A 24,621-nucleotide genomic window follows, 5' to 3' on the forward strand; every position below is an offset into this window, starting at 1 on the left:
CAACGTCGACAACTCACCTCACACCGGCATCTGCCCGCACTGCAATTCGAGGCCCCACCCGCCCGCGGATCCACGGCAATTGACGGACATGGTTTCCGTGTCCACACAACTCGCGCGCAGCCCATTCGAATTATTGACACAGGCACGGCAAAGGGCGGCGACCTGCGGCCGTTATGCACCAATTAGTAGGGATGAATAAGGACATCGCGGGTGTAAGTGGAGCATGGAACTGCATAGGCGCAGGCATCGCCCCCGGTAAATCATCCGGCCCTCAGGATTCGGTTGTCGCCGATTACCAGGAAACACATGGGCGGTTTTACGAAATCCCACAGGCGACGCTAGGGTGCCTCAGATGTCTGACGCCGCCACGTCCCCCGGCCAGAACCGAACACCACGTCCCCCGGCCCGACCGCCGGCGGGCAGACCGCGCGACGCGTTCTTCGACAACGCCAAGTACCTGGCGATCGTGCTCGTCGCGATGGGTCACTCATGGGAGCCGCTGAAGGGCGACAGCCGCGTCCTGGAGGCGCTGTACTGCGTGGTGTACGCGTTCCACATGCCGGCGTTCATCATCGTCTCCGGCTACTTCTCCCGGAACTTCGACATGCGCCCCGACCGGCTGAAGCGGCTGGTCACCGGGGTTGTCGTCCCCTATATCCTGTTCGAGACCGGCTACTCGCTCTTCCAGCGCTTCGTCGTCGGCGACTCCGGCCAGGACATCAGCCTGCTCGATCCCTGGTACCTGACCTGGTTCCTGTGCGCGCTGTTCGTCTGGCGCCTGACCACGCCCCTGTGGAAGGCGGTCCGCCATCCCCTTCCGGTCGCCTTCGGCGTCGCGATGCTGGCGTCCGTGTCGCCGTCCATCGGTGACGACCTCGACCTCCAGCGGGTGCTGCAGTTCCTGCCGTACTTCGTGCTCGGCCTGTGCCTGCGGCCCGAGCACTTCCGGCTGGTGCGCCGGTGGCCGGTGCGGATCGCCGCGGTGCCGGTGTTCGCCCTCGCGCTGGCCTTCGCGTGGTGGTCGGTGCCGCGGCTGAACACCGCGTGGTTCTACCACCGGGACTCCGCGCAGGAGCTGGGCGCGCCGTGGTGGTGCGGGCCGTTGATGGTGCTCGGCATGTTCGGCTGCTCGATGCTGCTGACGGCCGGCTTCTTCTCCTGGGTACCGGGCCGGCGGACGTGGTTCACGGCGCTGGGCGCGGGCACGCTGTACGGCTACCTGCTGCACGGCTTCGTCGTGAAGTACGGCGTCCACGCGGGCTGGTTCGACCCGGAGTGGCTGCACGGGCCGCTCGGCGAGATCCTCGTCACGGCGCTCGCGGGCGCGTGCGTGACGCTGCTGTGCACGCGGCCCGTGCGGCGGGTGTTCCGGTTCGCCATGGAGCCGCGGATGGACTGGGCGTTCCGGCGGGACGCGGTGGAACCGGCCCGGGAGCGGGAGCGGGAGCCGCGGAGCCGGGAGATGGCCGGCGTGTGAGGGTGCCTACCCGGCGAGGCCGAGGAGGGCGCGCATCCGGGCGTACTTCTCGGTCAGCCGTGTACGGGTGTACTCGTCCAGCACGGCGAGACGGCCGGGGTCGGCGTTGTGCGCGAGGTCGGCTTCCTTGACGAGGAGGGCGCCGGGGGTGGTGCGGACGCGGTGGGCGTACGACTCCGGGGGCTCGCCCGGGTGTTTGGTGAGGGCGAGCACGATGGCCTTCGTGCGGGGGCTCAGGGCGGCCGTGTCCAGCCACTCCTCGGTGAGGGCGTGATCCTCGACGGCGTCGTGCAGCCAGGCGGCGGCGATCTGGTCCGGGTCGCCGCCGCGGGCACGGACGCCGTCGGCGACGGCGGCGAGGTGCTCGGCGTAGGGACGCCCGGCCTTGTCGGTCTGCGCCGCGTGAGCGGTCCGGGCGAGCGTCTCCACGTCGGCGAGGCTGAGGATGTCCACGGTGCGAGTATCCCGTGGCCGGGCGGAGGCTGGGAACGCTCACCGGCGCCGACCGCGCACCGCCGCGCCCACCCGTGCCGCCCTGCGGCACGCCTGCCCGCAGCTGAGTAGCCCCACAAGGGGCGCGGCACGAAGCGCTCCGTCAGGGGCGCGGGGAACTGCGCGACCGGCCACCGCGCGCCCGCAGGCGTCAGGGGTCCGCAGCCACACCCTCGGGCCGCGGTACGAAGCGCCCCGTCAGGGGCGCGGGGAACTGCGCGGTCGGCCACCGCGCGCCCGCAGGCGTCGGCGGCCCGCAGCCGCATCCCGGGGCACGGCGCGAAGCGCTCCGTCAGGGGCGCGGGGAACTGCGCGGTCGGCCACCGCGCGCCCGCAGGCGTCGGCGGTCCGCGGGCGCGGTCATCGTGTCGCCTCGCGGCAGATGAGGAGGAGGGCTCTGTCGTCGTTGACGTCCTTGGCGACTGCCTCGATGAGGTGCCAGGCGGCGCCGTGGAAGCCGCCGGCGACGTAGCGGTCGGCTTCTCCCGTGAGGCGGTCCATGCCTTCGACGATGTCGCGGTCGGCCGTCTCGACCAGGCCGTCCGTGAAGATCATGAGGACGTCGCCGGGGCGCAGAGAGCCCTTCACGGGGTCGAACTGGGCGCCGTCGTACACGCCGAGGAGGGGGCCCTCGGCGGCCTTCTCCTCCCAGCGACCGCTGCCGGCGCTGAGCTGGAGGCCGGGCGGGTGGCCCGCGGAGTACAGCTCGTAGTCGCCGGAGTCGAGGTCCAGGACCAGGTGTATGGAGGTCGCGAAGCCCTCGTCCCAGTCCTGGCGGAGCAGGTAGCCGTTGGCGGCGGGGAGGAACGCGTGGGGCGGGAGCGAGCCGAGGAGGCCGCCGAACGCGCCGGAGAGCAGCAGCGCGCGGGACGCCGCGTCCATGCCCTTGCCGGAGACGTCCGTGAGGACGACCTCCATCGTGCGGCCGTTGTTCGTGCGGGCCGCGACCACGAAGTCGCCGGAGAAGGACTGGCCGCCGGCCGGCCGCAGGGCCATCTCGCGGTGCCAGCCGGGCGGCAGCTTCGGCAGCTTGCTCTGCACCCGGATGCGTTCGCGCAGGTCGAAGAGCATGGTGCCGCCGCGCCGCCAGGGCACGCCGACCCGGCTGCGGAACTGGGCGGTGAGCAGACCGAAGAAACCGCAGGCGGCGACGACGAGGACCACGCCCGGGGTGACCCGGGAGGGGCCCTCGGTGTAGGGGCCGAGCCGTACCGACTCCACGATCAGGGCGGTGGCCGCCGCCGCGTACAGGCCGAGCAGGCTCGCCGGGCGCAGCAGCAGGCCGCCCGCGATGATCGGCAGGACCAGCGCGGCCGGCGAGAACCAGACCGAGTTGGCGAGGGTCATCGAAGCGAGGACCGGGACGGTCAGCAGCAGTCCGACCAGGGCGATCCAGTCGGAGCCGTCGCCACGGAAGTAGTCCACGGCGCTTCTGCGCACGCCGACGCGGACCCGGTGCCACTGCACTTTCCACCGGGCCGGAAGCGTCTCGGCCTTCGCGCGCCGCTCTCGGTCTACTGCCATTAGTTCGGGACCCTATCCATCGGACCAGCTGCTTGGCACGGGAGGTCCCACTTGTCCCCCGTCCGAGGCTCACCTTCGAGTGCGACTTCACAGTGAACTTCACCGGAAGCCCCCGCGTCGCCGTCCGGGAGAAATTCGCTGGCTCGTCCTGCAATGCCCTGCTAGTCATGGCGTATGGCGACCGAGCGTGCGACCGAGTTGAAGGTGTTGCGTCCCGAGGAGTTCGACGGGTGGTGGGACCACCTGGTGCGGGCCTTCGGCGCCGGTTCGGCTTCGGCCGAGGAGCGTGCGCTGGACCGGTCCCTGACGGAGTGCGAGCGGTCGCTGGCCGTCTGGGACGACTCCGAACTGGTCGGGACGGCGGGCGCGTTCCGGTTCCGGATGACGGTGCCGGGCGGTGCCGTGCTGCCCACCGCGGGGATCACCATGGTGAGCGTGGCCGCGACGCACCGGCGGCGCGGGGTGCTGACGTCGATGATGCGCCGCCAGCTGGACGACATACGGGAGTGGGGCGAGCCGCTGGCCGCCCTGACCGCCTCCGAGCCGGCGATCTACGGCCGGTTCGGGTACGGCGCCGCGACCTTCCAGCTGCATGCCGAGATCGACACGGGCCGGGTGACGCTCGACGTGCCGGCCGGCACCGGTGACATACGGCTGCGGTACGCCGACCCGGCCGCCGTGCTCGACGCGTGCGAGGCGGTCTACGCGGAGCTGGTGCCGCTGCGGCCCGGGATGCTGGCCCGGCAGCCGGGCTGGGAGCGGGCGGGCCTGCTGGACCCGGAGAGCGAGCGGGGCGGGGCGTCGGCGCTGCAGTGCGTGGTCGCCGAGCGGGACGGGAAGGTCACCGGGTACGCCCGGTTCCGTACGAAGCTGGGCTGGTCGCCGAGCGGGCACGACGGCACGGTGTCCCTGGAGGACCTCGCCGCGCTCGATCCGGCGAGCGACGCGGCGCTGTGGCGGTTCCTGTTCGGCATCGACCTGATGTCGAAGCTGACGGTACGGGGGCGGCCGGTCGACGACGCCTGGCAGCACCAGGTCTCCGACATCCGGCGCTGTCTGACGCGGTTGCGGGACATGGGGTACGTGCGTCTCGTGGACGTCGGCGCGGCGCTCGCGGCGCGCACCTACCAGACGCCGGTGGACGTGGTGCTGGAGGTGGCGGACACCTTCTGCCCCTGGAACGCGGGGCGTTGGCGGCTGACCGGGGACACCAAGGGGGCGTCCTGCGAGCGTACGACGGACGCGGCCGAACTGACGCTGTCGGTACGGGAGCTGGGGGCGGCGTACCTCGGTGGCGTGTCCCTGCTGTCGCTGGCGCGGGCCGGGCGGGTGGGCGAAGTGCGGCCGGGGGCGCTGGCGGAGGCGTCGGTGGCGTTCGGGTCACCGGTGCCGCCGTGGCTGCCGCACGGCTTCTAGGCCGCCGGTTCTCCCCGCGTGGTCAGCGCTGCTGGCAGGCGGGGCACCAGAAGAGGTTGCGGGCGGCGAGGTCCGCGGTGCGGATGCCGGTGCCGCAGAGGTGGCAGGGCAGGGTGGCCCGGCGGTAGACGTACACCTCGCCGCCGTGGTCGTCGACGCGGGGCGGGCGGCCCATCGCCTCGGGGGTGTGCTCGGGGCGGACGGTGTCGATGCGGTTGTTGCGGACGCCCTCGTGCATGAGTCCGACGAGGTCGGCCCAGATGCCGTCCCATTCGGCGGGGGTGATGTCCTTGCCCGCGCGGTAGGGGTCGATCCCGTGCCGGAACAGGACCTCGGCGCGGTAGACGTTCCCGACGCCCGCGATGACCTTCTGGTCCATCAGCAGGGCGGCGACGGTCGTACGGCTGCGGGAGATCCTGCGGTACGCGGCGTCCGGGTCGGCGTCGGCACGGAGCGGGTCCGGGCCGAGGCGGGCGTGTACGGCGTCCTTCTCCTCCCCCGTGATCAGCGCGCACGTGGTCGGGCCGCGCAGGTCGACGTACGACGTCGCGTCCGCGAGCCGCAGCCGGACGGTGTCGGTGGGTGGCGGTGCGGGGGCGTCACCGAACCCCACCTTGCCGAAGAGGCCGAGATGGATATGCACCCAGTCGCTGTCGCGGAAGCCGAGGAAAAGATGTTTGCCGTGCGCCTCGGTACGGGTGAGGGGGGCACCGTCGATCAGCGCGGCGGCGTCGGAGAACTTGCCCTGCGGGCTGGTGACCCGTACGGGTCCGCTGAGCCGCCGGTAGTCCAGCGCAAGCCGATGAATCGTGTGCCCCTCTGGCACTGAGGCCATTCCTTTCCCACCCACCCACCCGACTCGGTCAGTGGAGAGGTGAACGTCGAACAGATCCGAAGCGCCCCACCAGTCAACATCCCACAGCGCCCCAGCCAGGGTCCCCCGCAGGTACCCCGCAGAAGCCAGGCCAGAGCCGCCCGGCGGGAAGCCCTGCCAGGGCCGCCCCACAGGCACCCCGCAGGGAGCCCGACCAGGGCCCCGCTCCGCAGGTGCCCTGTAGGCGCCCCGTAAGGGGCGCGGGGAACTGCGGGGTCAGGCCGCGCGTGCCTGCGGTCGAATGTCTGGGGTCACGCACCCGCCTCGCTTCGCAGGCGACCGGGTCGGGTGGGTGGGCTACGGCTGGGGGTGGTGGGCCGGGATCGGGGGGAGGTCGCCTGTGGTCTCGTAGGCGGAGAGCATGTCGATGCGGCGGATGTGCCGCTCGCCCTCGGAGAACGGCGTGTTCAGGAAGGTCTCGACGAACTTCGTCGCCTCGTCCTGCGTGTGCATGCGCGCGCCCACCGCCACGACGTTCGCGTTGTTGTGCTGCCGGCCGAGCGACGCGGTCTCCTCGCTCCAGGCGAGCGCCGCCCGCACGCCCTTCACCTTGTTCGCGGCGATCTGCTCACCGTTGCCGGAGCCGCCGATCACGATGCCGAGGGAGGCGGGGTCCGCCGCCGTCCGCTCGGCCGCGCGGAGGCAGAAGGGCGGGTAGTCGTCGTCGGCGTCGTAGATGTGGGGGCCGCAGTCCACGGGGTCGTGACCCGCCGCCTTCAGCCACTCGACGAGGTGGTTCTTGAGTTCGAAGCCCGCATGGTCGGAGCCGAGATACACGCGCATGGGATGAGTGTGACACGGGCGTGAACGCGCGGCAGGGGCGGGGCCGCATACCGAAAGCGTCCCGGAAATTGTGAGTAACACTACAGAACCTCAGGAAAACCTCAAGTAACGATCCGGATTCAAAGGTTCAGGAATCAGTCCACCTCCGTTTCACTGGACCGACTCGTACGCCGCTCGTACGAGAGCCCGCTCACCCGGCGCAAAGGATTCCCCCCATGACTGGCACCGGTCCCCAGGACGGTCTCCACGCAGGACTCAAGAACCGGCATCTGTCGATGATCGCCATCGGCGGTGTCATCGGTGCCGGCCTCTTCGTCGGTTCCAGTACCGGCATCGCCACCGCAGGCCCCGGCATCCTGCTGTCGTACGCACTCGTCGGCACGCTCGTGGTGCTGGTGATGCGGATGCTCGGCGAGATGTCAGCCGCCAACCCCACCTCCGGATCGTTCTCCGCGCACGCGGACCGCGCGCTCGGCCGCTGGGCCGGGTTCTCCATCGGCTGGCTGTACTGGTTCTTCTGGGTGGTGGTGCTGGCGGTCGAGGCCACCGCCGGTGCCACGATCCTGGAAGGCTGGATCCCGGCCGTACCGCAGTGGGCCTGGGCGCTCATCGTGATGACGGTGCTCACCGCGACCAACCTGGTCTCCGTCGGCTCCTACGGCGAGTTCGAGTTCTGGTTCGCCGGCATCAAGGTCGTCGCGATCGGCGCGTTCATCGTCGTCGGCCTGCTGGCGGTGCTGGGCGTGCTGCCCGGCGCCGACACCGACAAGGCGGGCTTCTCCAACCTCACCGGCCACGGCGGTTTCCTGCCGCACGGGCCCGGCGCCATCCTCACCGGCGTGCTGCTCGTCGTCTTCTCCTTCATGGGCAGCGAGATCGCCACCCTGGCCGCCGGCGAGTCGGAGGACCCGCAGCGCGCGGTCACCAAGTCCACCAACAGCATCATCTGGCGGATCGGCGTCTTCTACCTCGGCTCGATCCTCATCGTGGTCTCGCTGCTGCCGTGGAACGACCCGTCGATCAAGGAGAAGGGCTCGTACGTCGCCGCCCTCGACTCCCTCGGCATCGCGCACGCCGGCCAGATCATGAACTTCATCGTGCTGACGTCCGTGCTGTCCTGTCTCAACTCCGGCCTGTACACGGCCTCCCGGATGGCGTTCTCGCTCGGGCAGCGCGGTGACGCGCCGAAGGCGTTCGCGCGGACCACCGCCCGCGGGGTGCCGACGGCCGCGATCGTCGCGTCCGTCGTCTTCGGGTTCGTCGCCGTCTTCTTCAACTACCGGTTCCCGGACTCCGTCTTCCTCTTCCTCGTCAACTCCAGTGGCGCGGTGGCCCTGTTCGTCTGGCTGGTCATCTGCTTCTCGCAGCTGCGCATGCGGAAGATCATCCAGGCCGAGGCGCCGGAGAAGCTCGTCGTGAAGATGTGGCTGTACCCGTACCTGACCTGGGCGACGGCCGGTCTGATCGTCTTCGTGCTGGGTTACATGCTGACCGACACGGAGGGCGAGAGCAGCGGTCGTACGACGGTGCTGCTCTCGCTGCTGGTCGCCGCGGCGGTGGTCGCGGTCGCCCTGGTGAAGCAGAAGGTGACGGGCGGGGGCCGGGCGGACGCGGAGGCCGGCGCGGACGCCGAGCCCGCCGACCAGGTGTCCGTCGGCTGACCCTCACAGCAGGGTGAAGCTGTCCTTCACCTTCTCGTACGTCCGTACGGCCTGGGCTTCGACCGCCGGCTGGTACCAGGTGTTGATCTGGTACGACTTGCCGCCGGCGTCGAAGCCCAGCAGCCGTGCGTGCCAGGGGGTGCCCCCGAGGGTGAAGGTGTACTCCCAGACGACGGCCGGGTGGCCGCGGAAGGTCGTCTCGGCCAACCGGATCTTGGTGTAGTCCTGGCCCTGGTGGGCGCTCTGCTCGGAGGCGCTCCAGGTCTCCATGAGGTTGCCGCGGGCGAGCGAGGACTTGGCGACGAGTTCCTGGCCGCCGTCGGGGGAGGTGTAGTGGACCTCGGCGCCCGTCTTCACGTCCCTGCGCCAGCCGGCGGGCGGCGCCCAGGCGAAGCCGCCGGCCTCCTCGTGGGTGCCGGGTGGGAGGGAGCGGGGGCGGGCGGTGCCCGCCACGGTTGCCGGGGGGTCGGTTGCAGCCGAGGGGGTCGTGGAGGTGCCGGTCGTTGTGTTGCTGTCGCCGCCGCCTGTTGTGGTGGTGAGGAGGAGGACGGCGAGGGCGGTGGCCACGGCGGCGATTCCCAGGACGGCGAGGAGAGTTGTGCGTCGGGGGGCTTTGGCCGGGTGGGGACGTGCGGGCGCGTCGTGGCTGGGCGCGCGCCGCGGCGGAGCCGCTGATCGGTGCAGCCCCGCGCCCCTTTCGGGGCGCTGCGGTTCCGGGCGCTGTGGTTCGGGGCGTTCGCTGGTGGGGCGCTCCGGTGTCCGGGCCGCCGAACTGCCCGACGGGGTTTCCGAGCGGACCTCCGTGCGGGGCTCGGAGGCCGCCTCTGTCGATGCGCTGACCTGTGGCCGTGGGGGTTGGTCCTGCGGGGTCGGAGGGCGCAGTACGTAGGTGGGGGTTCGGCGTTCCACGGGGGGCGGGTAGGCCACCGGGTGCAGTTCCCGTTCGACCTCCGCGAGGCCGGGGCGGGCCGTCGGTTCCTTCTCCAGGAGGGCTGCCAGCACGTCGCGCAACGGGCCTGCCGTGGGCGGAAGTTCGGGCTCCTCGTAGAGGACGGCGTGCAGGGTGGCCAGGGTGGTGTCGCGGGAGAAGGGGGACCGGCCGCCGAGGGCCGCGCACAGGGTGGCGCCGAGCGACCAGAGGTCGGAGGGCGGGCCCTGCGGGCGGCCGGAGACGCGTTCGGGCGCCATGTAGTCGGGGGAGCCGACGAGCATGCCGACCATGGTGAGCGCCTTGGCGTCCTGGATCGCGGCGATGCCGAAGTCGGTGAGGACGACCCGGCCGGCGGCGCTCTCGACCAGCACGTTCCCGGGTTTGATGTCGCGGTGCAGCACTCCCCCGGCGTGCACCTGACGCAGCGCCGCGACCAGGCCGAGGCCGATCCGGGCGGCTGCGCGCGGGCTCAGCGCGCCCTCCTCGGCCATGATCCACTCCAGGGAGCGGCCATGGACCAGCTCCATGACGATCCAGAGGCGCTCGCCCTCGTCGACGACGTCGTAGACCCGCACCACATTGGGGTGGTCGATCCGGGCGGTGGCCCTGGCCTCGCGCAGGGTGCGTTCGCGGCGGGTGCGGGTGTCCTCGGCGTCGAGGCCGTCGATCCGCATCTCCTTGACGGCGACCTGCCGGTCGAGCGTCTCGTCGGCGGCCCGCCACACCCGCCCCATGCCGCCCTGCCCGATGCTCTCGGCCAGCCGGTAGCGGCCGGTCACCAGCAGCCCGGGAACCCCGCCCGTCCCCGCGCTCTCCGGGCCCCCCGGATTCTCCGGATTCCCCGCGCCAACTGAATTCCCTGAATTCTCTGAATTCCCCGGCAATTCGCTGCACCCCCTCAACGACCGCCCCTGCCGGCACACAATGGTCACACTTACGGCCGTACCAGCATAGTGCGGAGAAATCTTGTGGTACCTCTTCAAGTGACCGCGAATTCAGGCGCGGTCCAGGGGGATGCAAGGGGGACGAACATGAGTTCTCGTCGTACGGTCCGGCGGCTGACCGTGGTCACCGGATCGCTGGTCACGGCGTCTTTCTCGGCCGTGATGATCCTGCCGTTCACGGCCGTCGCCGACGACCAGGGACCGGGCAGCGGCAAGGGGGGAAAAGCGGTCGACCAGGCGCCGGACGGTGTGCGGCTGACGACCACGCTGCCCGAGCGGATCTCGGTCGACAACAGTTCGCAGAAAACGGCGATCACCGCCACCGTGAAGAATGAAGGGACCAAGGACAGCGACGACATCAGTCTTCTGGTGGTCGGTTTCGACGACCTGAGGATCAAGGGCGTTCAGGGCTGTGCCGCGATCGCGCAGAAAGACCTGCCGGCCGGTTCGAACAGCGCCTTCACCTGCTCCGTCGGCGTGCTCGGCGCGGGCAGGTCGAAGTCCTATGTCGTGGACGCCGCGTTCGACCTCGGCGGGACCGGGAAGATCTGCCTGCCGGTGCAGAGCGCGGACGGGAAGAAGACGTTCTGGCAGCAGGGCCCGGTGCCGTTCGGTACGACGAACCCGTCGCCGAACGCGCCGGCCACCCCGCTGCTGCTCGGCACCGACAACAAGCCGGTGGGGCCGAGCGGCGACCAGTTGCCGAAGACCGGCGCGGGCAGTGCCGTGCTGCCGCTCGGCGCGGCCGGCGCGGCGCTGATCGCGGCCGGTGCGGCGGGGGTGTGGTGGTCGCGGCGACGGCCGCGGCAGCCGTCGTAGCAGCCCGGACAGGAGTGGGGCCCCGGATGCCGATGCGTCCGGGGCCCCACCGCCGTTCGGGTCGGGTCAGCGCTTGTCGACGAGCTTCCACGCCGCGGGCACCGCGCCCATCGCCAGGACCGCCTTGACCGCGTCGCCGATCAGGAACGGGGTGAGGCCGGCCGCGATCGCCGCGGACGCGGACATGTCGGCGGCGTAGGCGAGGTAGGGCACGCCGATCGCGTAGATGACCGCCTCGCCGAGCAGCATCGTGCCGGCCATGCGCAGCACGCCGCGGTCGGCGCCGCGCCGGGCCAGGGCGCCGACGACGGCGGAGGCCAGCATCATGCCGAGGATGTAGCCGAAGGAGACGGAGACACCGGAGGTGCCGCTCGCGAACCAGGGCACCCCGGCGAGGCCGGCCAGCGCGTACAGGGCGAGGGAGAGCAGGCCGCGGCGGGCGCCGAGGGCGGTGCCGACGAGCAGGGCCGCGAAGGTCTGCCCGGTCACCGGGACCGGGGAGCCGGGCACCGGGACGGCGATCTGAGCGGCGAGGCCGGTGAGCGCGGCACCGCCGAGCACGAGGGCGGCGTCGCGCACCCGGGACGCGGGCAGGAGGTCGGCGAGGACGGTGCCGGTGCGGGTCGACGCGGCGGCGGTGGCGGTGCTCATGGGGACTCCGCGGGGTGGGGGCAGGCAAGGGACTCCGTGACGCTATCCCGGCCCGTCTGAGCCGGACACGTCAGCGATCGACAAAGGCCGGAAGCGGCACTTGGTGGGCTCCCCACAAAGGGTGTGGGTTACACGCGGTACGAGGTGACGCCGATCACTGAGGCAGAGATGTTTCAGTCACGTCAACGGCGTTGAACAGGCCTGTGGAGTTCCACCAATCGAATCCCAGCACTCTGGTGGGATTCAAGGTTTCTGGCCTACGCTTCCGGACATGGTCGCCCAGTCCCTGAACCTCACGTCGCGTCGCTATGTCGACCTGCGGCGGCAAGGGGCTGCCGTCTGTCGCCGTCCGCTCTGAGGCCGCGCGGCGGGAGACCGTCCGGCGCGCCTCGGCTCCCGAGACGAGACGTGTCGGCCCCGTTCCCGAGGACGGTTTCCCATGCCCCGTACCGCGGCACCCCCGCCCACCTCCGCGCCCCGTGACCGGCGGCGGACCAGCGCCAGTGTGGTCCTCCGCTCGGTCCTGGAGCACGGGCCGGTCGCCCGCTCCACCATCGCCCGGCTGACCGGGCTCTCCCCGGCCTCCGTCACCGACTACTGCGCCCGGTTCACCGAACTCGGCCTGATCCGGGAGACGGAGGCGCCGCGGCGCGTGAAGGGCGTGGGCCGGCCGCACGTACCGGTCGACCTGGACGACTCGCGGTTCGTGGTCGGCGGGGTGCACGTGGCCGTGCCGTACACCACGGTCGCCCTGCTCGACCTGCGCGGACGGGTCGTCGTACGGCGGGAGTTGAAGCACCGGGACACCGATCCGCGCGCGGTGCTGGCGCGGGCCGCCGCGGGGCTCGACGCGCTGCTCGACGAGACGCCCGGCAGCCGGCCGCTGGGCGTCGGCGTCGCCGTCGGCGGCTGGGTGGACCGGGACTCCGGGACCGTCGTCGAGCACCCCCTGCTGGGCTGGCGCGAGGTGCCGGTGCGCGAGCTGCTCGGCGCGCACACCGGGCTGCCGGTCCATGTGGACGGGCACGCGCGCGCGTTGGTCAACGGGGAGCGGCTCTTCGGGCGGGCCCGGGGCAGCCGCAGCGTGCTGCACCTGTTCGTCGGGAACGTGGTCGACGCGGCCTTCGCCACCGGCGACGAGGTGCACCACGGCCCGCGCTCCCAGGCCGGCATGATCGGCCACCTCCCGGTGCCGGGCGGCACCGAGCCCTGCGGCTGCGGACGCACCGGCTGCCTTCAGGTGGAGCTCAGCGAACGCACCCTGGTGCGGCGGGCCCGGGCGGCCGGGGTGACGGACGGCGGCAACCCGATGGACGTCCTCGCGGCGGCCGGGGCCGGCGATCCGGCGGCCGTACGGCTGCTGGTGGAGCGGGCGCGGCTGACCGGGCGGGCGGCGGCGCTGCTGCTCGACGTCCTCAACCCGGAGAGCGTGGTCGTCACCGAGGTCGGGGTGCTCTACCGCGAGGACTGTCTGGCCGCGCTGCGGGAGGCGGTCGGCACGGAGCGGGCGGCCGTGGTCGCGCCGACCAGTTTCGGGGCCTCGGTGCTGGCGGTGGCGGGCGGTTCGGTGGTCCTCGACGTGCTGTACCGGGACCCGCTGAGCGCCTCGCCCGCCACGGCTCCGGCCCTGTCACCAGAGCTTATTTAATTCAGAAACTCGGAATATTGACAGCCGTCGTCCACGGCAAGGAACATCCCTCTCATGACCTGTCGCACCCTCTGTTGCTGACGTCTTGACGCGCCCCGGGCGCGCATTTCCCTCTGCGTGAGATCTCTCTTTCCGGCCTTCCGTCGCCGGGAATTCGCCCTGCCTTTCTGCTGCTTTTCTCCCCGGAGCACTCCCATGCCTTCTGCGTCCTCCTCCGGCATCGACCGCCGGATCTTCCTCACCTCACTGCTCGGCGCCTCGGCGGCCGTGGCCGGGCTGAGCGGCTGCGCGGGCGGCAGCGCCGCCGCCGACACCGCGGGCGCCTCGACCGCTCCGCTGGCCGACAAGGTCCCGGCCGGCACCAGCCTGAAGATCGCCTCCTATCTGGGCACGCAGCAGCTGGCGTTCAAGCTGGCGAAGCTGCCGGAACTGCCGTTCACGGTGTCGAGCTGGGTGAACATCGGCGCCGGTCCTGATGTCATCAACGCGTTCCGCGCCAAGTCCCTCGACCTCGCCAACAACGCGGGAATTCCGCCGATCCAGGCGCAGTACCAGGGTTTCGCCGCAAAAATCGTGGCGATCGAGCTGACCCGCAAGCCGAACTATCTGTTCGCCACCAAGCCCGGCAGCGACATACGCACGGTCGCCGAATTCAAGGGAAAGAAGCTCGCCTTCTCGCAGGGGCAGGCGCAGGGTGTCGTCCTGCTTCGGGCACTGAAGGAGGCCGGGCTCGCCTACGACGACGTGCGCCTGGTCCCGCTGACCAGCAACCAGTTCCTCACCGCCCTGCAGTCCGGCCAGGTGGACGTGGCCCCGCTGGCCAACACCCAGGCACCGGCCTACCTCCAGCAGTACGGCTCCAAGGGCGCCCACACCATCGCCACCGACGTCGTCGACCTGCTGAACCTGCTCTGGGCGCCGCAGGCGGTGCTGAACGACAAGGCCAAGGCCGCCGCGGTCGCCGCGTACATCCCCGAGTGGGCCAAGGGCCTGGTCTGGCAGTGGGAGAACCCGGGCACCTGGAACGAGGAGTTCTACGTCAGGACGCAGAACCTGACCCTCGCCCAGGCCCAGGGCATCACCAGGCTTGCCAACAAGCCGCTGTTCCCGCCCCGTTGGGACGAGGCGATCAAGTGGGAGCAGGAGACCGCCGATCTGCTGGCGGCGGGCGGGTTCGTGAAGAAGACCGATGTCTCCGGGCTCTTCGACCACCGTTTCGAGTCCCTCGCCGCGAAGGCCGTACCGGCGGAGTACCGGAAATGACCGCCGTGACCACCGGCACCGTGCCGGTCCCCGTCGCGGAGGCCGAGGCGCGCCGGGTCCGGCCGCGCCGCCGGCTCTCCCCCGGCCGCCGGCTGCCCGCCGCCCGGCTCGCCGGTCCGCTCGTCGTCCTCGCCGCCTGGGCGATCGCCTCCGCCGCCGGGCAGCTCGACCCCGGCGCGATCCCGGCGCCCTGGACCGTCCTGGACACCGCCGTCCACCTGTGGACCGCCGGGACGCTGCGCACCGACATCCTGACCTCCGTGGAACGGGCCGGGTACGGCTTCGCGATCGGCCTGACCGCCGGGGTGCTGCTGGCCCTGGCCTCCGGGCTCACCCGCACCGGCGAGGCGCTGATCGACGGGACCGTGCAGATCAACCGGGCGATCCCCACCCTCGGCCTGATCCCGCTGTTCATCCTCTGGCTGGGCATCGGCGAGACCTTCAAGATCGCCATCATCGCGATCGTCGTCTACATCCCGGTCTACCTGAACACCCATGCCGCGCTGTCCGCGATCGACAGCCGGTACGTCGAACTCGCCGAGGTGCTGGACCTGTCGAGGCTCCGGTTCGTCCGGGAGGTCGTGATCCCCGGCGCGCTGCCCGGATTCTTCGTGGGGCTCCGGCTCGGCGTCACCGGCTCCTGGCTCGGCCTGGTCGTGCTGGAGCAGATCAACGCGACCAGCGGCCTCGGCTACATGATGTTCCAGGCCCAGAACTACGGGCGCAGCGACATCATCCTCGTCGGCCTGCTGATCTACGGCGTCTTCGGCCTCGTCTCCGACACCGTGGTCCGCGTCGTCGAACGGAGGGTGCTGTCATGGCGCCGCACACTGAGCAGCTGACCCGCCCCGCCGTCCGACTCCGCGGCCTGACCAGGTCGTTCGGCGACCGTACGGTCCTCGACTCGGTCGACCTCGACCTGCCGGCCGGGCAGTTCACCGCGCTGCTCGGGCACAGCGGGTCCGGCAAGTCCACCCTGCTGCGGGCGGTCGCCGGACTCGACCACGGGGTCACCGGCAGCGGTGAACTCACCGCGCCGGAACGGGTGTCGGTGGTCTTCCAGGACTCCCGGCTGCTGCCCTGGCGCCGGGTCCTCGACAACGTGGTGCTGGGCCTGGACGGCCGGGACGCCCACGACCTGGGGCGGGCCGCGCTCGACGAGGTCGGCCTCGGCGGCCGGGAACGGGCCTGGCCGGGCGAGCTGTCCGGCGGCGAGGCGCAGCGGGCCGCGCTCGCCCGCTCCCTGGTCCGTGAGCCCGAACTGCTCCTCGCCGACGAGCCGTTCGGCGCGCTGGACGCGCTCACCCGGATCAGGATGCACCACCTGCTGCGCGAGCTGTGGAAGCGGCACCGGCCGTCCGTGCTGCTCGTCACCCACGACGTCGACGAGGCGATCGTCCTCGCCGACCGGGTGCTGGTCCTGGAGCACGGGCGGATCGGCCTCGACCTGGCCCTCGACGGGGGTTCCCGCGGGGAGTACCGGTCGCGGTTGCTGGCGGCGTTGGGGGTCACGGAGGACACGTGAACGTCCGCGGGGGCTGCCGCCCCCACACCCCCGCTTCGGCCTTCGGCCTCGTCCTCAATCGCCGGACGGGCTCAAACGTTGCAAAGGACCCCCATGACCCGCCAGCTCCACCTCAACGCCTTCCTCATGAACACAGGTCACCACGAGGCGTCCTGGCGCCTCCCGGAGAGCGACCCCTACGCCCACGTCGACCTCGCGCACTACGTCGGGCTCGCGCGGACCGCCGAGCGCGGCACCTTCGACTCGCTCTTCCTCGCCGACGGCCCGCACCTGTGGGGCAGCGTCGGGCAGCGGCCCGCCGGGGCGCTGGAGCCGCTCACGCTGCTCACCGCGCTGGCGACGGCGACCGAGCACATCGGTCTGATCGCCACCGCCTCCACCTCCTACAACTCCCCCTACAACCTGGCCAGGAAGTTCGCCTCGCTGGACATCATCAGCGGCGGGAGGGCGGGCTGGAACATCGTCACCACGGCGGGGGCGGAGGCCGCCCGCAACTTCGGGATCGACGGGGAGCCCGCGCACGCCGAGCGGTACGCGCGGGCCGCCGAGTTCCTCGACGTGGCGCTGAAGCTCTGGGACAGCTGGGAGGACGACGCGATCGTCGCCGACAAGGCGGCCGGCGTCTGGGGCGACGACGCGAAGATCCACCCGCCCCGGCACCGGGGCCCGTACTTCAGCGTCGAAGGCGCCCTCAACGTGCCCCGCTCCCCGCAGGGTTACCCGCTGCTGGTGCAGGCCGGGTCCAGCGAGGACGGCAAGGCGTTCGCCGCCCGGTACGCGGAGGCCGTGTTCACGGCGCAGCAGACCGTCGAGGAGGCGCGGGACTTCTACGCCGACCTGAAGTCCCGTACGGCCGCGGCCGGCCGCGACCCCGACCACGTCAAGGTGCTGCCCGGCATCGTCCCCGTCATCGGCTCGACGGAGGCCGAGGCGCGGGCGCACGAACAGCTCCTGGAGGACCACATCGTGCACCGGCACGGGGTCGCCAACCTGGAACGGCTCCTCCATCTCCCCGCCGGAACACTGGAGTTGGACGGCCCGCTCCCCGCCGGGCTGCCGTCCGAGGACGCCATCGAGGGTGCGAAGAGCCGCTACTCGCTGGTCGTCGGGCTCGCCCGCCGCGAACGGCTCACCGTGCGGCAGCTGATCGGGCGGCTCGGCGGCGGGCGCGGCCATCTGACCTTCGCCGGAACCCCGGAGCAGGTCGCCGACGCGATCGAGACCTGGTTCGCCCAGGGCGCCGCCGACGGGTTCAACATCATGCCGCCCGTGCTGCCCTCCGGTCTGGAGACCTTCGTCGACCACGTCGTGCCGATCCTGCGCGCCCGCGGCCTGCTGCGCGAGGAGTACGGCCCGCGCCGGACCCTGCGGGAGCGCTACGGCCTCCCGCGCCCCGCCAACCAGTACACCGCCAGCCCTGTGTTCGCCTGAAAGGAACCGCCATGTCCCTCCAGATCACCAAGATCACCGCGAACATCGGCGCCCGGGTCTCCGGCGTCGACATCTCCCGCCCTCTCGGCCCGGAGACGGCCGCCGCCGTCCGCGAGGCGCTCAACACGCACAAGGCGCTCGTCTTCGACGACGTCGACCTCGACGACGACAGCCACCAGGCGTTCGTCCGCACCTTCGGCGAGGTCACCACCGCCCACCCGACGGTGTCCTCGGTCGACGGCGTGCCGAACGTCCTCCCGGTCGACAGCGAGCGCGGCCGGGCGGCCAACCACTGGCACACGGACGTGACCTTCGTCCTCAACCCGCCGCAGGCCACCACCCTGCGCTCGATCACGGTCCCGCCGTACGGCGGCGAGACCCTGATCGCCAGCTCGGCCGCCGCCTACCGGCAACTCCCCGAGCCGCTGCGGGCCCTGGCCGACACCCTGTGGGCGGAGCACACCAACGACTACGACTACGCCGTCCCCGACGAGGAGATCGACGAGCAGCAGGCCGCCCAGCGCGCCCAGTTCACGTCGATCAAGTACCGCACGGTCCACCCGGTGGTCCGCGTCCACCCGCTGACCGGTGAACGCGGCCTGTACATCGGCGGGTTCGCGCAGCGCGTCGTCGGCCTGTCGCCGTCCGAGTCCCGCCGGATCCTCGACCTGCTGCAGGCCTACGTCACCCGCCCGGAGAACATCCTGCGCCACCGCTGGTCCGAGAACCAGCTGGTCGTCTTCGACAACCGGATCACCCAGCACTACGCCATCGACAACTACGACGGCCGGCCGCGCCGCCTGCACCGGGTGACCCTCGCCGGCGACATCCCGGCCGGCATCGAGGGCAAGGAGAGCTACTCGATCCAGGGCGACGCCTCGCACTACACTCCCGTGGCCGCGTGACCACACCCGGTCAGGGGCCCGTCCGGATACTGGACGGACACCTCCGCTGAGCGGTGCGGCCACCCAGACTGTGGGCGTTTTTGCCCATCTCACCCATTGGACGAGCCGCGCCCATGCCGCACCGCAGCACCCCGGTCGAGACACCGCCGTCGCACGAGGACGGCGGTGTCCCGCCGTCCCCGGGCCTCTCCCCCGGCCTCAAGCAGCGCCATCTGTCGATGATCGCCCTGGGCGGGGTGATCGGCGCGGGGCTCTTCGTCGGCTCCGGCGCGGGTATCGCCGCCGCCGGACCGTCCGTCGTCCTCGCCTACACCCTCTCCGGGCTCCTCGTGATGCTGGTGATGCGGATGCTGGGCGAGATGTCGGCCGCGTACCCGTCGTCGGGCTCGTTCTCGGCGCACGCGGAGCGGGCGATCGGGCCGTGGGCGGGGTTCACGGCCGGCTGGTCGTTCTGGGTGCTGCTGTGCACGGCGGTGGGGCTGGAGGGCATCGGCGCCGCGAAGATCGTGACGGGCTGGCTGCCGGGGACGCCGGAGTGGGCCTGGGTCGCCCTGTTCATGGCCGTGTTCTGCGCGACGAACCTGGCCGCGGTGCGCAACTTCGGCGAGTTCGAGTTCTGGTTCGCGGCGCTGAAGGTGGCCGCGATCGGCCTCTTCCTCGTCCTGGGCGTGCTGGCCGTCGCCGGTGCGCTGCCCGGCACCGACTCGCCGGGCACCTCGAACCTCACCGACTTCCTCCCGCACGGCGGCGAGGGCCTGATCATCGGCGTCCTGGCCTCGATCTTCGCGTACGGCGGCCTGGAGACGGTCACCATCGCGGCGGCCGAGTCCGAGGACCCGGTCCGGGGCGTGGCGGGCGCGGTCCGCACGGCCATGTGGCGCATCGCGCTCTTCTACGTCGGCTCGATGGCGGTCATCGTCACCCTGGTCCCCTGGGACTCGAAGGAACTCGTCGAGAAGGGCCCGTACGTCGCCGCCCTCGACCAGCTGGGCATCCCCGGTGCGGGACAACTCATGAACGTCGTCGTCCTTGTCGCGTTGCTCTCCGCGATGAACGCCAACATCTACGGCTCCTCGCGCATCGTCCACTCCCTGGTGGAGCGCGGCCAGGGTCCGCGGGCGCTGGCCAGGGTCTCCGGGGGCGTCCCGCGTCTCGCGGTCCTGACCTCGTGCTTCTTCGGGTTCGTCTGCGTGCTGCTCAGCTACTGGCGCCCGGACGACGTCTTCCCCTGGCTGCTGAACATGATCGGCGCGGTGATCCTGGTCGTCTGGGCCCTCATCGCCGTCTCCCAGCTGCTGCTGCGCCGCCGCCTGGCGCGGGAGGCGCCGGAGAAGCTGGTCGTGCGCATGTGGGCGTTCCCGTACCTGACCTGGCTGGCACTGGCCGGCATGGCGGCGGTCCTCGTCCTGATGGCCCGTGAGGCGGACACCCGCGTGCAGCTGTACTACACGGGCGGGATGACGGCCGTCCTGGCGGCTGCGGGCTACGTGCGGCAGCGCAGGCGCGCCGACACCTGACGTCCCGCCCCCCCCTCCAGCCTTCCTGTTGCTAACGTGTAGTTGCAAGCTCTTCGCAATAAGAGGTCGGAGGGGACCCACACCCATGCCCGTCTACACGCTTCCCGAACTGCCCTACGACTACTCCGCACTCGCGCCCGTGATCAGCCCCGAGATCATCGAGCTGCACCACGACAAGCACCACGCGGCCTACGTCAAGGGCGCCAACGACACCCTGGAGCAGCTGGCGGAGGCGCGGGACAAGGAGAGCTGGGGCGCGGTCAACGGCCTGGAGAAGAACCTGGCCTTCCACCTCTCCGGCCACATCCTGCACAGCATCTACTGGCGGAACATGACCGGCCCGAAGGACGGCGGCGGCGAGCCGCTGGCGGCGGACGGCGTGGGCGACCTGGCGGACGCGATCACCGAGTCCTTCGGTTCCTTCGCCGGCTTCAAGGCCCAGCTCACCAAGGCGGCGGCCACCACCCAGGGCTCCGGCTGGGGCGTCCTGGCGTACGAGCCGCTCAGCGGGCGGCTGATCGTCGAGCAGGTCTACGACCACCAGGGCAACGTCGGCCAGGGCGCCGTGCCGATCCTCGTCTTCGACGCCTGGGAGCACGCCTTCTACCTGCAGTACCGGAACCAGAAGGTCGACTTCATCGACGCCATGTGGGCCGTCGTCGACTGGCAGGACGTGGCGCGCCGTCACGCCGCCGCCCGGTCCCGGGCCGATGTGCTGCTGCTGGCTCCGTGAGCCGCTGACACGTCCTGCCTCGTGATCGTCTTCTCACCGTTCACAGCGGGCAGGCGGAAGGACGGGAAGCCCCCCGGAGGACGTGACTCGCGGGGGGCTTCCCGGATGCCGGTACGGGAGACGGGGCCCGCAGGGCGCATCGGGCGGGCCGCGATGTCCGGAATCCGCCCCGATCGGACGGATTCCGGGCTCATCGCCGAAGCGGCGGTCCTTCTATGCTCCTCGTTCCCGACCGGCCGAGGAGGCGTACGTGGCCGACGTCCGATGCCCGAACTGCGAGGGGCCGCTCAAGAACTTCCGGGACCTGGAACCCGACGAGATCCCGGCCGCCGGGGCGGCGGTGAGCAAGTACCCCGGCGAGCGGGCCGAACGCTTCCGCCCCCGGGCCTACCACCGCTGCACGGAGCCGGGCTGCCGCCGGATCCAGCGCAAGGACAACTGGCGGCTGGGGGCCAATCTGCCGGAAGGCTTCCAGTGATCCCTACAGGTTGCTGAAGTCGGGGCCCTTGGTCCGGGTCCGCTTGATCTCGTAGAAGCCGGGGACGGAGGCGACCGCGACGGTGCCGTCCCACAGGCGGGCCGCCTCCTCGCCCTTGGGCGCGGGGGTGACGACCGGGCCGAAGAAGGCGATCTGCTCGCCGTCGGGGCCGGGGACCGCGATCACCGGGGTGCCGACGTCCTGGCCGACCTTGTCGATGCCCTCCTTGTGGGAGGCGCGCAGCTCGGCGTCGAACTCGAAGTCCTCCTGGTCGGCGTAGTCGATCAGGTCGGCCGGCAGGCCGACGTCCGCGAGGGCGCCCGCGACGGCCTCCACGGTCGGGCCCTCGCCGTTGTTGTGGATGCGGGTGCCGAGCGCGGTGTACAGCGGGCCGAGGATGTCGGAGCCGTGCTTCTGCCAGGCCGCGGTGACCACGCGGATCGGCTTCCACGCCTTGGTCTCCAGCAGCTCCCGGTACTCCTCGGGCAGCTCGTCGAGCTTCGGCTCGTTGAGGACCGCGAGGCTCATGATGTGCCAGCGGACCTCGATGTCGCGGACCTTCTCCACCTCCAGCACCCACCGGGAGGTCATCCAGGCCCAGGGGCACAGCGGGTCGAACCAGAAGTCGACGGGGGTCTTGCCTGAGCTGGTCACGGTCTCGGACATGGCTCTCCTCGGAATACGGGCCTTTTCCAGCGGCAACACCGGCGTCGGCCACCCCATTCCCGGGCGCCCGCCGTCAGGGGCGCGTGGGAGGATCGGTGCTGTCCCGACCGCTGACGACGATGTGTGTCGACACGAAGGAGTGCCGCCCGTGCCCGGTGAGAATCTGTCCCGCGACGAGGCCCGGGAGCGGGCCGCCCTGCTGTCGGTCGACGGGTACGACGTGTCGCTGGACGTACGGTCCGCCGTCGGGGAGGGCCAGGACGAGCCCCGCACCTTCCGCTCGGTGACCACGATCCGCTTCCGCTGCAACGAGCCGGGCGCGTCGAGCTTCGCCGACCTGATCGCGCCGGCCGTGACCGCCGTGACCCTCAACGGCAAGGACCTCGACCCCGGGGAGGTCTTCGACGGCACCCGGATCGCCCTGGAGGACCTGGCCGCGGAGAACGAGCTGGTGGTGGACGCCCGCTGCGCCTACTCCCGCACCGGCGAGGGCCTGCACCGCTTCGTCGACCCCGAGGACGGCGAGGTCTACCTCTACACGCAGTACGAACCGGCCGACTCCCGCCGGGTCTTCGCCAACTTCGAGCAGCCGGACCTCAAGGCGCCGTTCCGCTTCGAGGTGCGGGCGCCCGAGGGCTGGACGGTGTGGAGCAACGGTGCCGGTGAACTCGCCGACGGCGTATGGCGGTTCGCGGAGACCAAGCCGATCTCGACGTACATCACGTGCGTGGTGGCCGGGCCCTACCACTACGTGACGGACTCCTACTCCCGCACCCTCCCCGACGGCTCGACGCTGGAGATCCCGCTCGGCGCGATGTGCCGCAAGGGCCTCGCCCCCTACTTCGACGCGGACGACGTCTTCCTGATCACCAGGCAGGGGCTGGACTTCTTCCACGAGCACTTCGACTACCCGTACCCGTTCGGGAAGTACGACCAGGCGTTCGTGCCCGAGTACAACCTCGGCGCGATGGAGAACCCGGGTCTGGTGACCTTCCGGGAGGAGTACATCTTCCGGGGCAAGGTGACGCAGGCGTCGTACGAGGCGCGCGCCAACGTGATCCTGCACGAGATGGCGCACATGTGGTTCGGCGACCTGGTCACCATGGTGTGGTGGGACGACCTGTGGCTGAAGGAGTCCTTCGCGGACTTCATGGGCACGTTCGCGAACGTCGGCGCGACCCGCTTCGAGAACGCCTGGACCACCTTCGCCAACCGCCGCAAGGCCTGGGCGTACCGCGCCGACCAGCTGCCCTCCACGCACCCGGTCACGGCCGACATCCGCGACCTCCAGGACGCCAAGCTCAACTTCGACGGCATCACCTACGCCAAGGGCGCCTCCGTCCTCAAGCAGCTGGTGGCGTACGTCGGCCAGGACGCGTTCCTGGAGGGCGCCCGCCGCTACTTCAAGCGCAACGCGTACGGCAACACCCGCCTCGGCGACCTGCTGTCGGTCCTCGCGGAGACCAGCGGCCGGGACATGGGCGCCTGGGCCGGGAAGTGGCTCCAGACCGCGGGGGTGAACTCGCTGACCCCGCAGGTGCTCCTCGACGGGGACGGCAGGGTGGCCGAGCTGGCCGTGCTCCAGGAGGCCGCCGCATCGCACCCCGAGCTGCGCCCGCACCGGGTGGCGATCGGCCTGTACCGCCTGGAGGACGGCGACCTGGTCCGCTACGCGCGCGCCGAGGCGGACGTGGACGGCCCCCGTACGGTGATCACCGAGCTGGCCGGCGCCGAGGCCCCCGAGCTGGTCCTGGTCAACGACGACGACCTCACCTACTGCAAGATCCGCTTCGACGAGGCCTCGCTGGCGACCCTGCGCGGCCACCTCGGCGCGCTCACCGACCCGCTGGCCCGGGCGCTGTGCTGGTCGGCGCTGTGGAACCTGACCCGGGACGCGCTGCTGCCGGCCCGGGACTTCGTCGGCCTGGTGCTGCGGTTCGCGAGCCGCGAGTCGGACATCGGCGTGCTGCAGATGCTCCAGGCGTGGGCGGAGTCGGCGCTGGTGAACTACGTGGCGCCCGAGGGCCGGGAGGCGGCCGGGCGGCTGCTCGCCGAGGGCGCCCTGCGGGAGCTGCGGCAGGCGGCGCCGGGCAGCGAGCACCAGCTGGCCTGGGCTCGGTTCTTCGCGTCGACGGCGACCGACGAGCCCGACCTCCGGCTGCTCCGGGACCTCCTGTCGGGGGCTGCCGCCATCGACGGCCTGGACGTCGACCAGGAGCTGCGCTGGGCGTTCCTCGAACCCCTCGCCGCGCACGGCCTGGCCGACGAGTCGGTCCTGGCGGCCGAACTGGCCCGGGACGACACCGCGTCCGGCAAGCGGCACCAGGTGCGCTGCCTCGCCGCCCGTCCGTCGGCCGCGGTGAAGGCGCAGGCGTGGGCGCAGGTCGTGGAGTCGCAGGCGCTGTCCAACGCGCTGGTGGAGGCGACGATCGCGGGCTTCGCCCAGTCCTCGCAGCGGGAGCTGCTGGCCCCGTACGCCGAGAAGTACTTCCAGGTCATCGCCGGGATCTGGGCGGACCGCTCGATCCAGATCGGCATGGACGTGGTGCGGGGCCTGTACCCCTCCCTCCAGGACCGTCCCGAGACCCTGGCGGCGACGGACGCGTGGCTGACGGCCCACGCCGACGCGGCTCCGGCGCTGCGCCGGCTGGTCCTGGAGGCCCGGGACGACCTGGCACGGACGTTGCGCGGACAGGAGTGCGACGCGCGGGCCGCCGGGGCCCCGGCGAGCTGACCTTTGGCCAACGGTTGCCCTCCGGGTGACCGTTACGCAATTCATTCCATCATGGCCGTAACCCCTGGTCCCCACCCATCCGGACCAGGGGTTTTGGCTCCCTACTCGGCACCCGAACACTCGTCCTTTAGTCCCGTCTTGTCCGTATT

At 71.4% G+C, this 24,621-nt stretch carries 21 protein-coding genes; 14 read left to right on the forward strand and 7 right to left on the reverse strand.

Annotated elements, in window-relative coordinates; genetic code table 11:
• The first annotated feature begins 352 nt into the window (after positions 1–352).
• Positions 353–1,477 carry an acyltransferase family protein gene (locus AB0D74_RS09595; protein WP_362582373.1) on the forward strand — a complete coding sequence of 375 codons (1,125 nt, stop codon included), beginning with the start codon at positions 353–355 and terminating at the stop codon, positions 1,475–1,477.
• Between the two features lie 6 nt (positions 1,478–1,483).
• Here AB0D74_RS09595 and AB0D74_RS09600 read toward each other — a convergent pair whose 3' ends face one another.
• Positions 1,484–1,930 carry an HD domain-containing protein gene (locus AB0D74_RS09600; protein WP_362582375.1) on the reverse strand — a complete coding sequence of 149 codons (447 nt, stop codon included), beginning with the start codon at positions 1,928–1,930 and terminating at the stop codon, positions 1,484–1,486.
• A gap of 399 nt (positions 1,931–2,329) precedes the next feature.
• Positions 2,330–3,493 (reverse strand): PP2C family protein-serine/threonine phosphatase, encoded by a 1,164-nt coding sequence (locus AB0D74_RS09605; RefSeq protein WP_362582377.1) that lies wholly within the window; start codon positions 3,491–3,493, stop codon positions 2,330–2,332.
• 174 nt (positions 3,494–3,667) lie between these two features.
• Here AB0D74_RS09605 and AB0D74_RS09610 point away from each other — a divergent pair, with 174 nt between their 5' ends.
• Entirely contained in the window at positions 3,668–4,909 is a 1,242-nt protein-coding gene (locus tag AB0D74_RS09610) for a GNAT family N-acetyltransferase (protein WP_362582380.1), read from the forward strand.
• 22 nt (positions 4,910–4,931) lie between these two features.
• Here the strand turns inward: AB0D74_RS09610 and AB0D74_RS09615 are convergent, their stop codons facing one another.
• Both AB0D74_RS09615 and AB0D74_RS09620 read right to left on the reverse strand, forming a co-directional pair.
• The gene (locus AB0D74_RS09615; protein WP_362582383.1) at positions 4,932–5,735 is read right to left on the reverse strand and encodes a DNA-formamidopyrimidine glycosylase family protein; all 804 of its coding nucleotides are present in this window, start codon (positions 5,733–5,735) and stop codon (positions 4,932–4,934) included.
• A 345-nt stretch (positions 5,736–6,080) separates the two neighbouring features.
• Positions 6,081–6,566, reverse strand: coding sequence for a ribose-5-phosphate isomerase (locus AB0D74_RS09620; RefSeq protein ID WP_362582386.1), 486 nt, complete (start codon positions 6,564–6,566; stop codon positions 6,081–6,083).
• A 215-nt stretch (positions 6,567–6,781) separates the two neighbouring features.
• Here AB0D74_RS09620 and AB0D74_RS09625 point away from each other — a divergent pair, with 215 nt between their 5' ends.
• On the forward strand, positions 6,782–8,227 hold the full coding sequence (locus AB0D74_RS09625) for an amino acid permease (protein ID WP_362582389.1): 1,446 nt from the start codon (positions 6,782–6,784) through the stop codon (positions 8,225–8,227).
• A gap of 3 nt (positions 8,228–8,230) precedes the next feature.
• Here the strand turns inward: AB0D74_RS09625 and AB0D74_RS09630 are convergent, their stop codons facing one another.
• Entirely contained in the window at positions 8,231–9,940 is a 1,710-nt protein-coding gene (locus AB0D74_RS09630; protein ID WP_362583060.1) for a protein kinase, read from the reverse strand.
• Positions 9,941–10,189: 249 nt separating this feature from the next.
• Here AB0D74_RS09630 and AB0D74_RS09635 point away from each other — a divergent pair, with 249 nt between their 5' ends.
• Entirely contained in the window at positions 10,190–10,921 is a 732-nt protein-coding gene (locus AB0D74_RS09635; protein ID WP_362582391.1) for an LPXTG cell wall anchor domain-containing protein, read from the forward strand.
• Positions 10,922–10,987: 66 nt separating this feature from the next.
• Here AB0D74_RS09635 and AB0D74_RS09640 read toward each other — a convergent pair whose 3' ends face one another.
• The gene (locus tag AB0D74_RS09640) at positions 10,988–11,572 is read right to left on the reverse strand and encodes a biotin transporter BioY (RefSeq protein ID WP_362582394.1); all 585 of its coding nucleotides are present in this window, start codon (positions 11,570–11,572) and stop codon (positions 10,988–10,990) included.
• 439 nt (positions 11,573–12,011) lie between these two features.
• Here AB0D74_RS09640 and AB0D74_RS09645 point away from each other — a divergent pair, with 439 nt between their 5' ends.
• The 9 genes from AB0D74_RS09645 to AB0D74_RS09685 all read left to right on the forward strand — a co-directional run bounded on the left by AB0D74_RS09645 (position 12,012) and on the right by AB0D74_RS09685 (position 21,072).
• The gene (locus AB0D74_RS09645; protein ID WP_362582397.1) at positions 12,012–13,220 is read left to right on the forward strand and encodes an ROK family transcriptional regulator; all 1,209 of its coding nucleotides are present in this window, start codon (positions 12,012–12,014) and stop codon (positions 13,218–13,220) included.
• A 195-nt stretch (positions 13,221–13,415) separates the two neighbouring features.
• Positions 13,416–14,483, forward strand: a complete 1,068-nt coding sequence (locus AB0D74_RS09650; protein ID WP_362582399.1) for an ABC transporter substrate-binding protein — start codon at positions 13,416–13,418, stop codon at positions 14,481–14,483.
• Positions 14,480–15,325, forward strand: coding sequence for an ABC transporter permease (locus AB0D74_RS09655; RefSeq protein ID WP_362582402.1), 846 nt, complete (start codon positions 14,480–14,482; stop codon positions 15,323–15,325). Before AB0D74_RS09650 ends, AB0D74_RS09655 begins: the two co-directional genes overlap by 4 nt.
• Positions 15,301–16,008 carry an ABC transporter ATP-binding protein gene (locus AB0D74_RS09660; protein ID WP_362582404.1) on the forward strand — a complete coding sequence of 236 codons (708 nt, stop codon included), beginning with the start codon at positions 15,301–15,303 and terminating at the stop codon, positions 16,006–16,008. The genes AB0D74_RS09655 and AB0D74_RS09660 overlap by 25 nt, the downstream gene beginning before the upstream one ends.
• A 93-nt stretch (positions 16,009–16,101) precedes the next feature.
• Positions 16,102–17,439 (forward strand): LLM class flavin-dependent oxidoreductase, encoded by a 1,338-nt coding sequence (locus tag AB0D74_RS09665; RefSeq protein WP_362582407.1) that lies wholly within the window; start codon positions 16,102–16,104, stop codon positions 17,437–17,439.
• 11 nt (positions 17,440–17,450) lie between these two features.
• Positions 17,451–18,344 carry a TauD/TfdA family dioxygenase gene (locus AB0D74_RS09670; RefSeq protein ID WP_362582410.1) on the forward strand — a complete coding sequence of 298 codons (894 nt, stop codon included), beginning with the start codon at positions 17,451–17,453 and terminating at the stop codon, positions 18,342–18,344.
• Positions 18,345–18,457: 113 nt separating this feature from the next.
• Complete coding sequence (locus AB0D74_RS09675) at positions 18,458–19,861, forward strand: amino acid permease (protein ID WP_362582413.1); 1,404 nt, start codon at positions 18,458–18,460, stop codon at positions 19,859–19,861.
• Positions 19,862–19,946: 85 nt separating this feature from the next.
• Entirely contained in the window at positions 19,947–20,594 is a 648-nt protein-coding gene (locus AB0D74_RS09680) for a superoxide dismutase (RefSeq protein WP_362582415.1), read from the forward strand.
• A 250-nt stretch (positions 20,595–20,844) separates the two neighbouring features.
• Positions 20,845–21,072: a hypothetical protein gene (locus AB0D74_RS09685; protein WP_362582418.1), complete on the forward strand. Its 228-nt coding sequence runs from the start codon at positions 20,845–20,847 to the stop codon at positions 21,070–21,072.
• A 3-nt stretch (positions 21,073–21,075) separates the two neighbouring features.
• On the opposite strand, the gene AB0D74_RS09690 is transcribed toward AB0D74_RS09685, so the two are convergent.
• Positions 21,076–21,738 carry a DsbA family protein gene (locus AB0D74_RS09690; RefSeq protein ID WP_362582421.1) on the reverse strand — a complete coding sequence of 221 codons (663 nt, stop codon included), beginning with the start codon at positions 21,736–21,738 and terminating at the stop codon, positions 21,076–21,078.
• A 148-nt stretch (positions 21,739–21,886) separates the two neighbouring features.
• Here AB0D74_RS09690 and pepN point away from each other — a divergent pair, with 148 nt between their 5' ends.
• Positions 21,887–24,472, forward strand: a complete 2,586-nt coding sequence (pepN, locus tag AB0D74_RS09695; protein ID WP_362582424.1) for an aminopeptidase N — start codon at positions 21,887–21,889, stop codon at positions 24,470–24,472.
• The last annotated feature ends 149 nt before the right edge of the window (positions 24,473–24,621 follow it).

Origin of the sequence: Streptomyces sp. NPDC048278, from assembly GCF_040652195.1 — a bacterium.
Classification (GTDB): domain Bacteria; phylum Actinomycetota; class Actinomycetes; order Streptomycetales; family Streptomycetaceae; genus Streptomyces.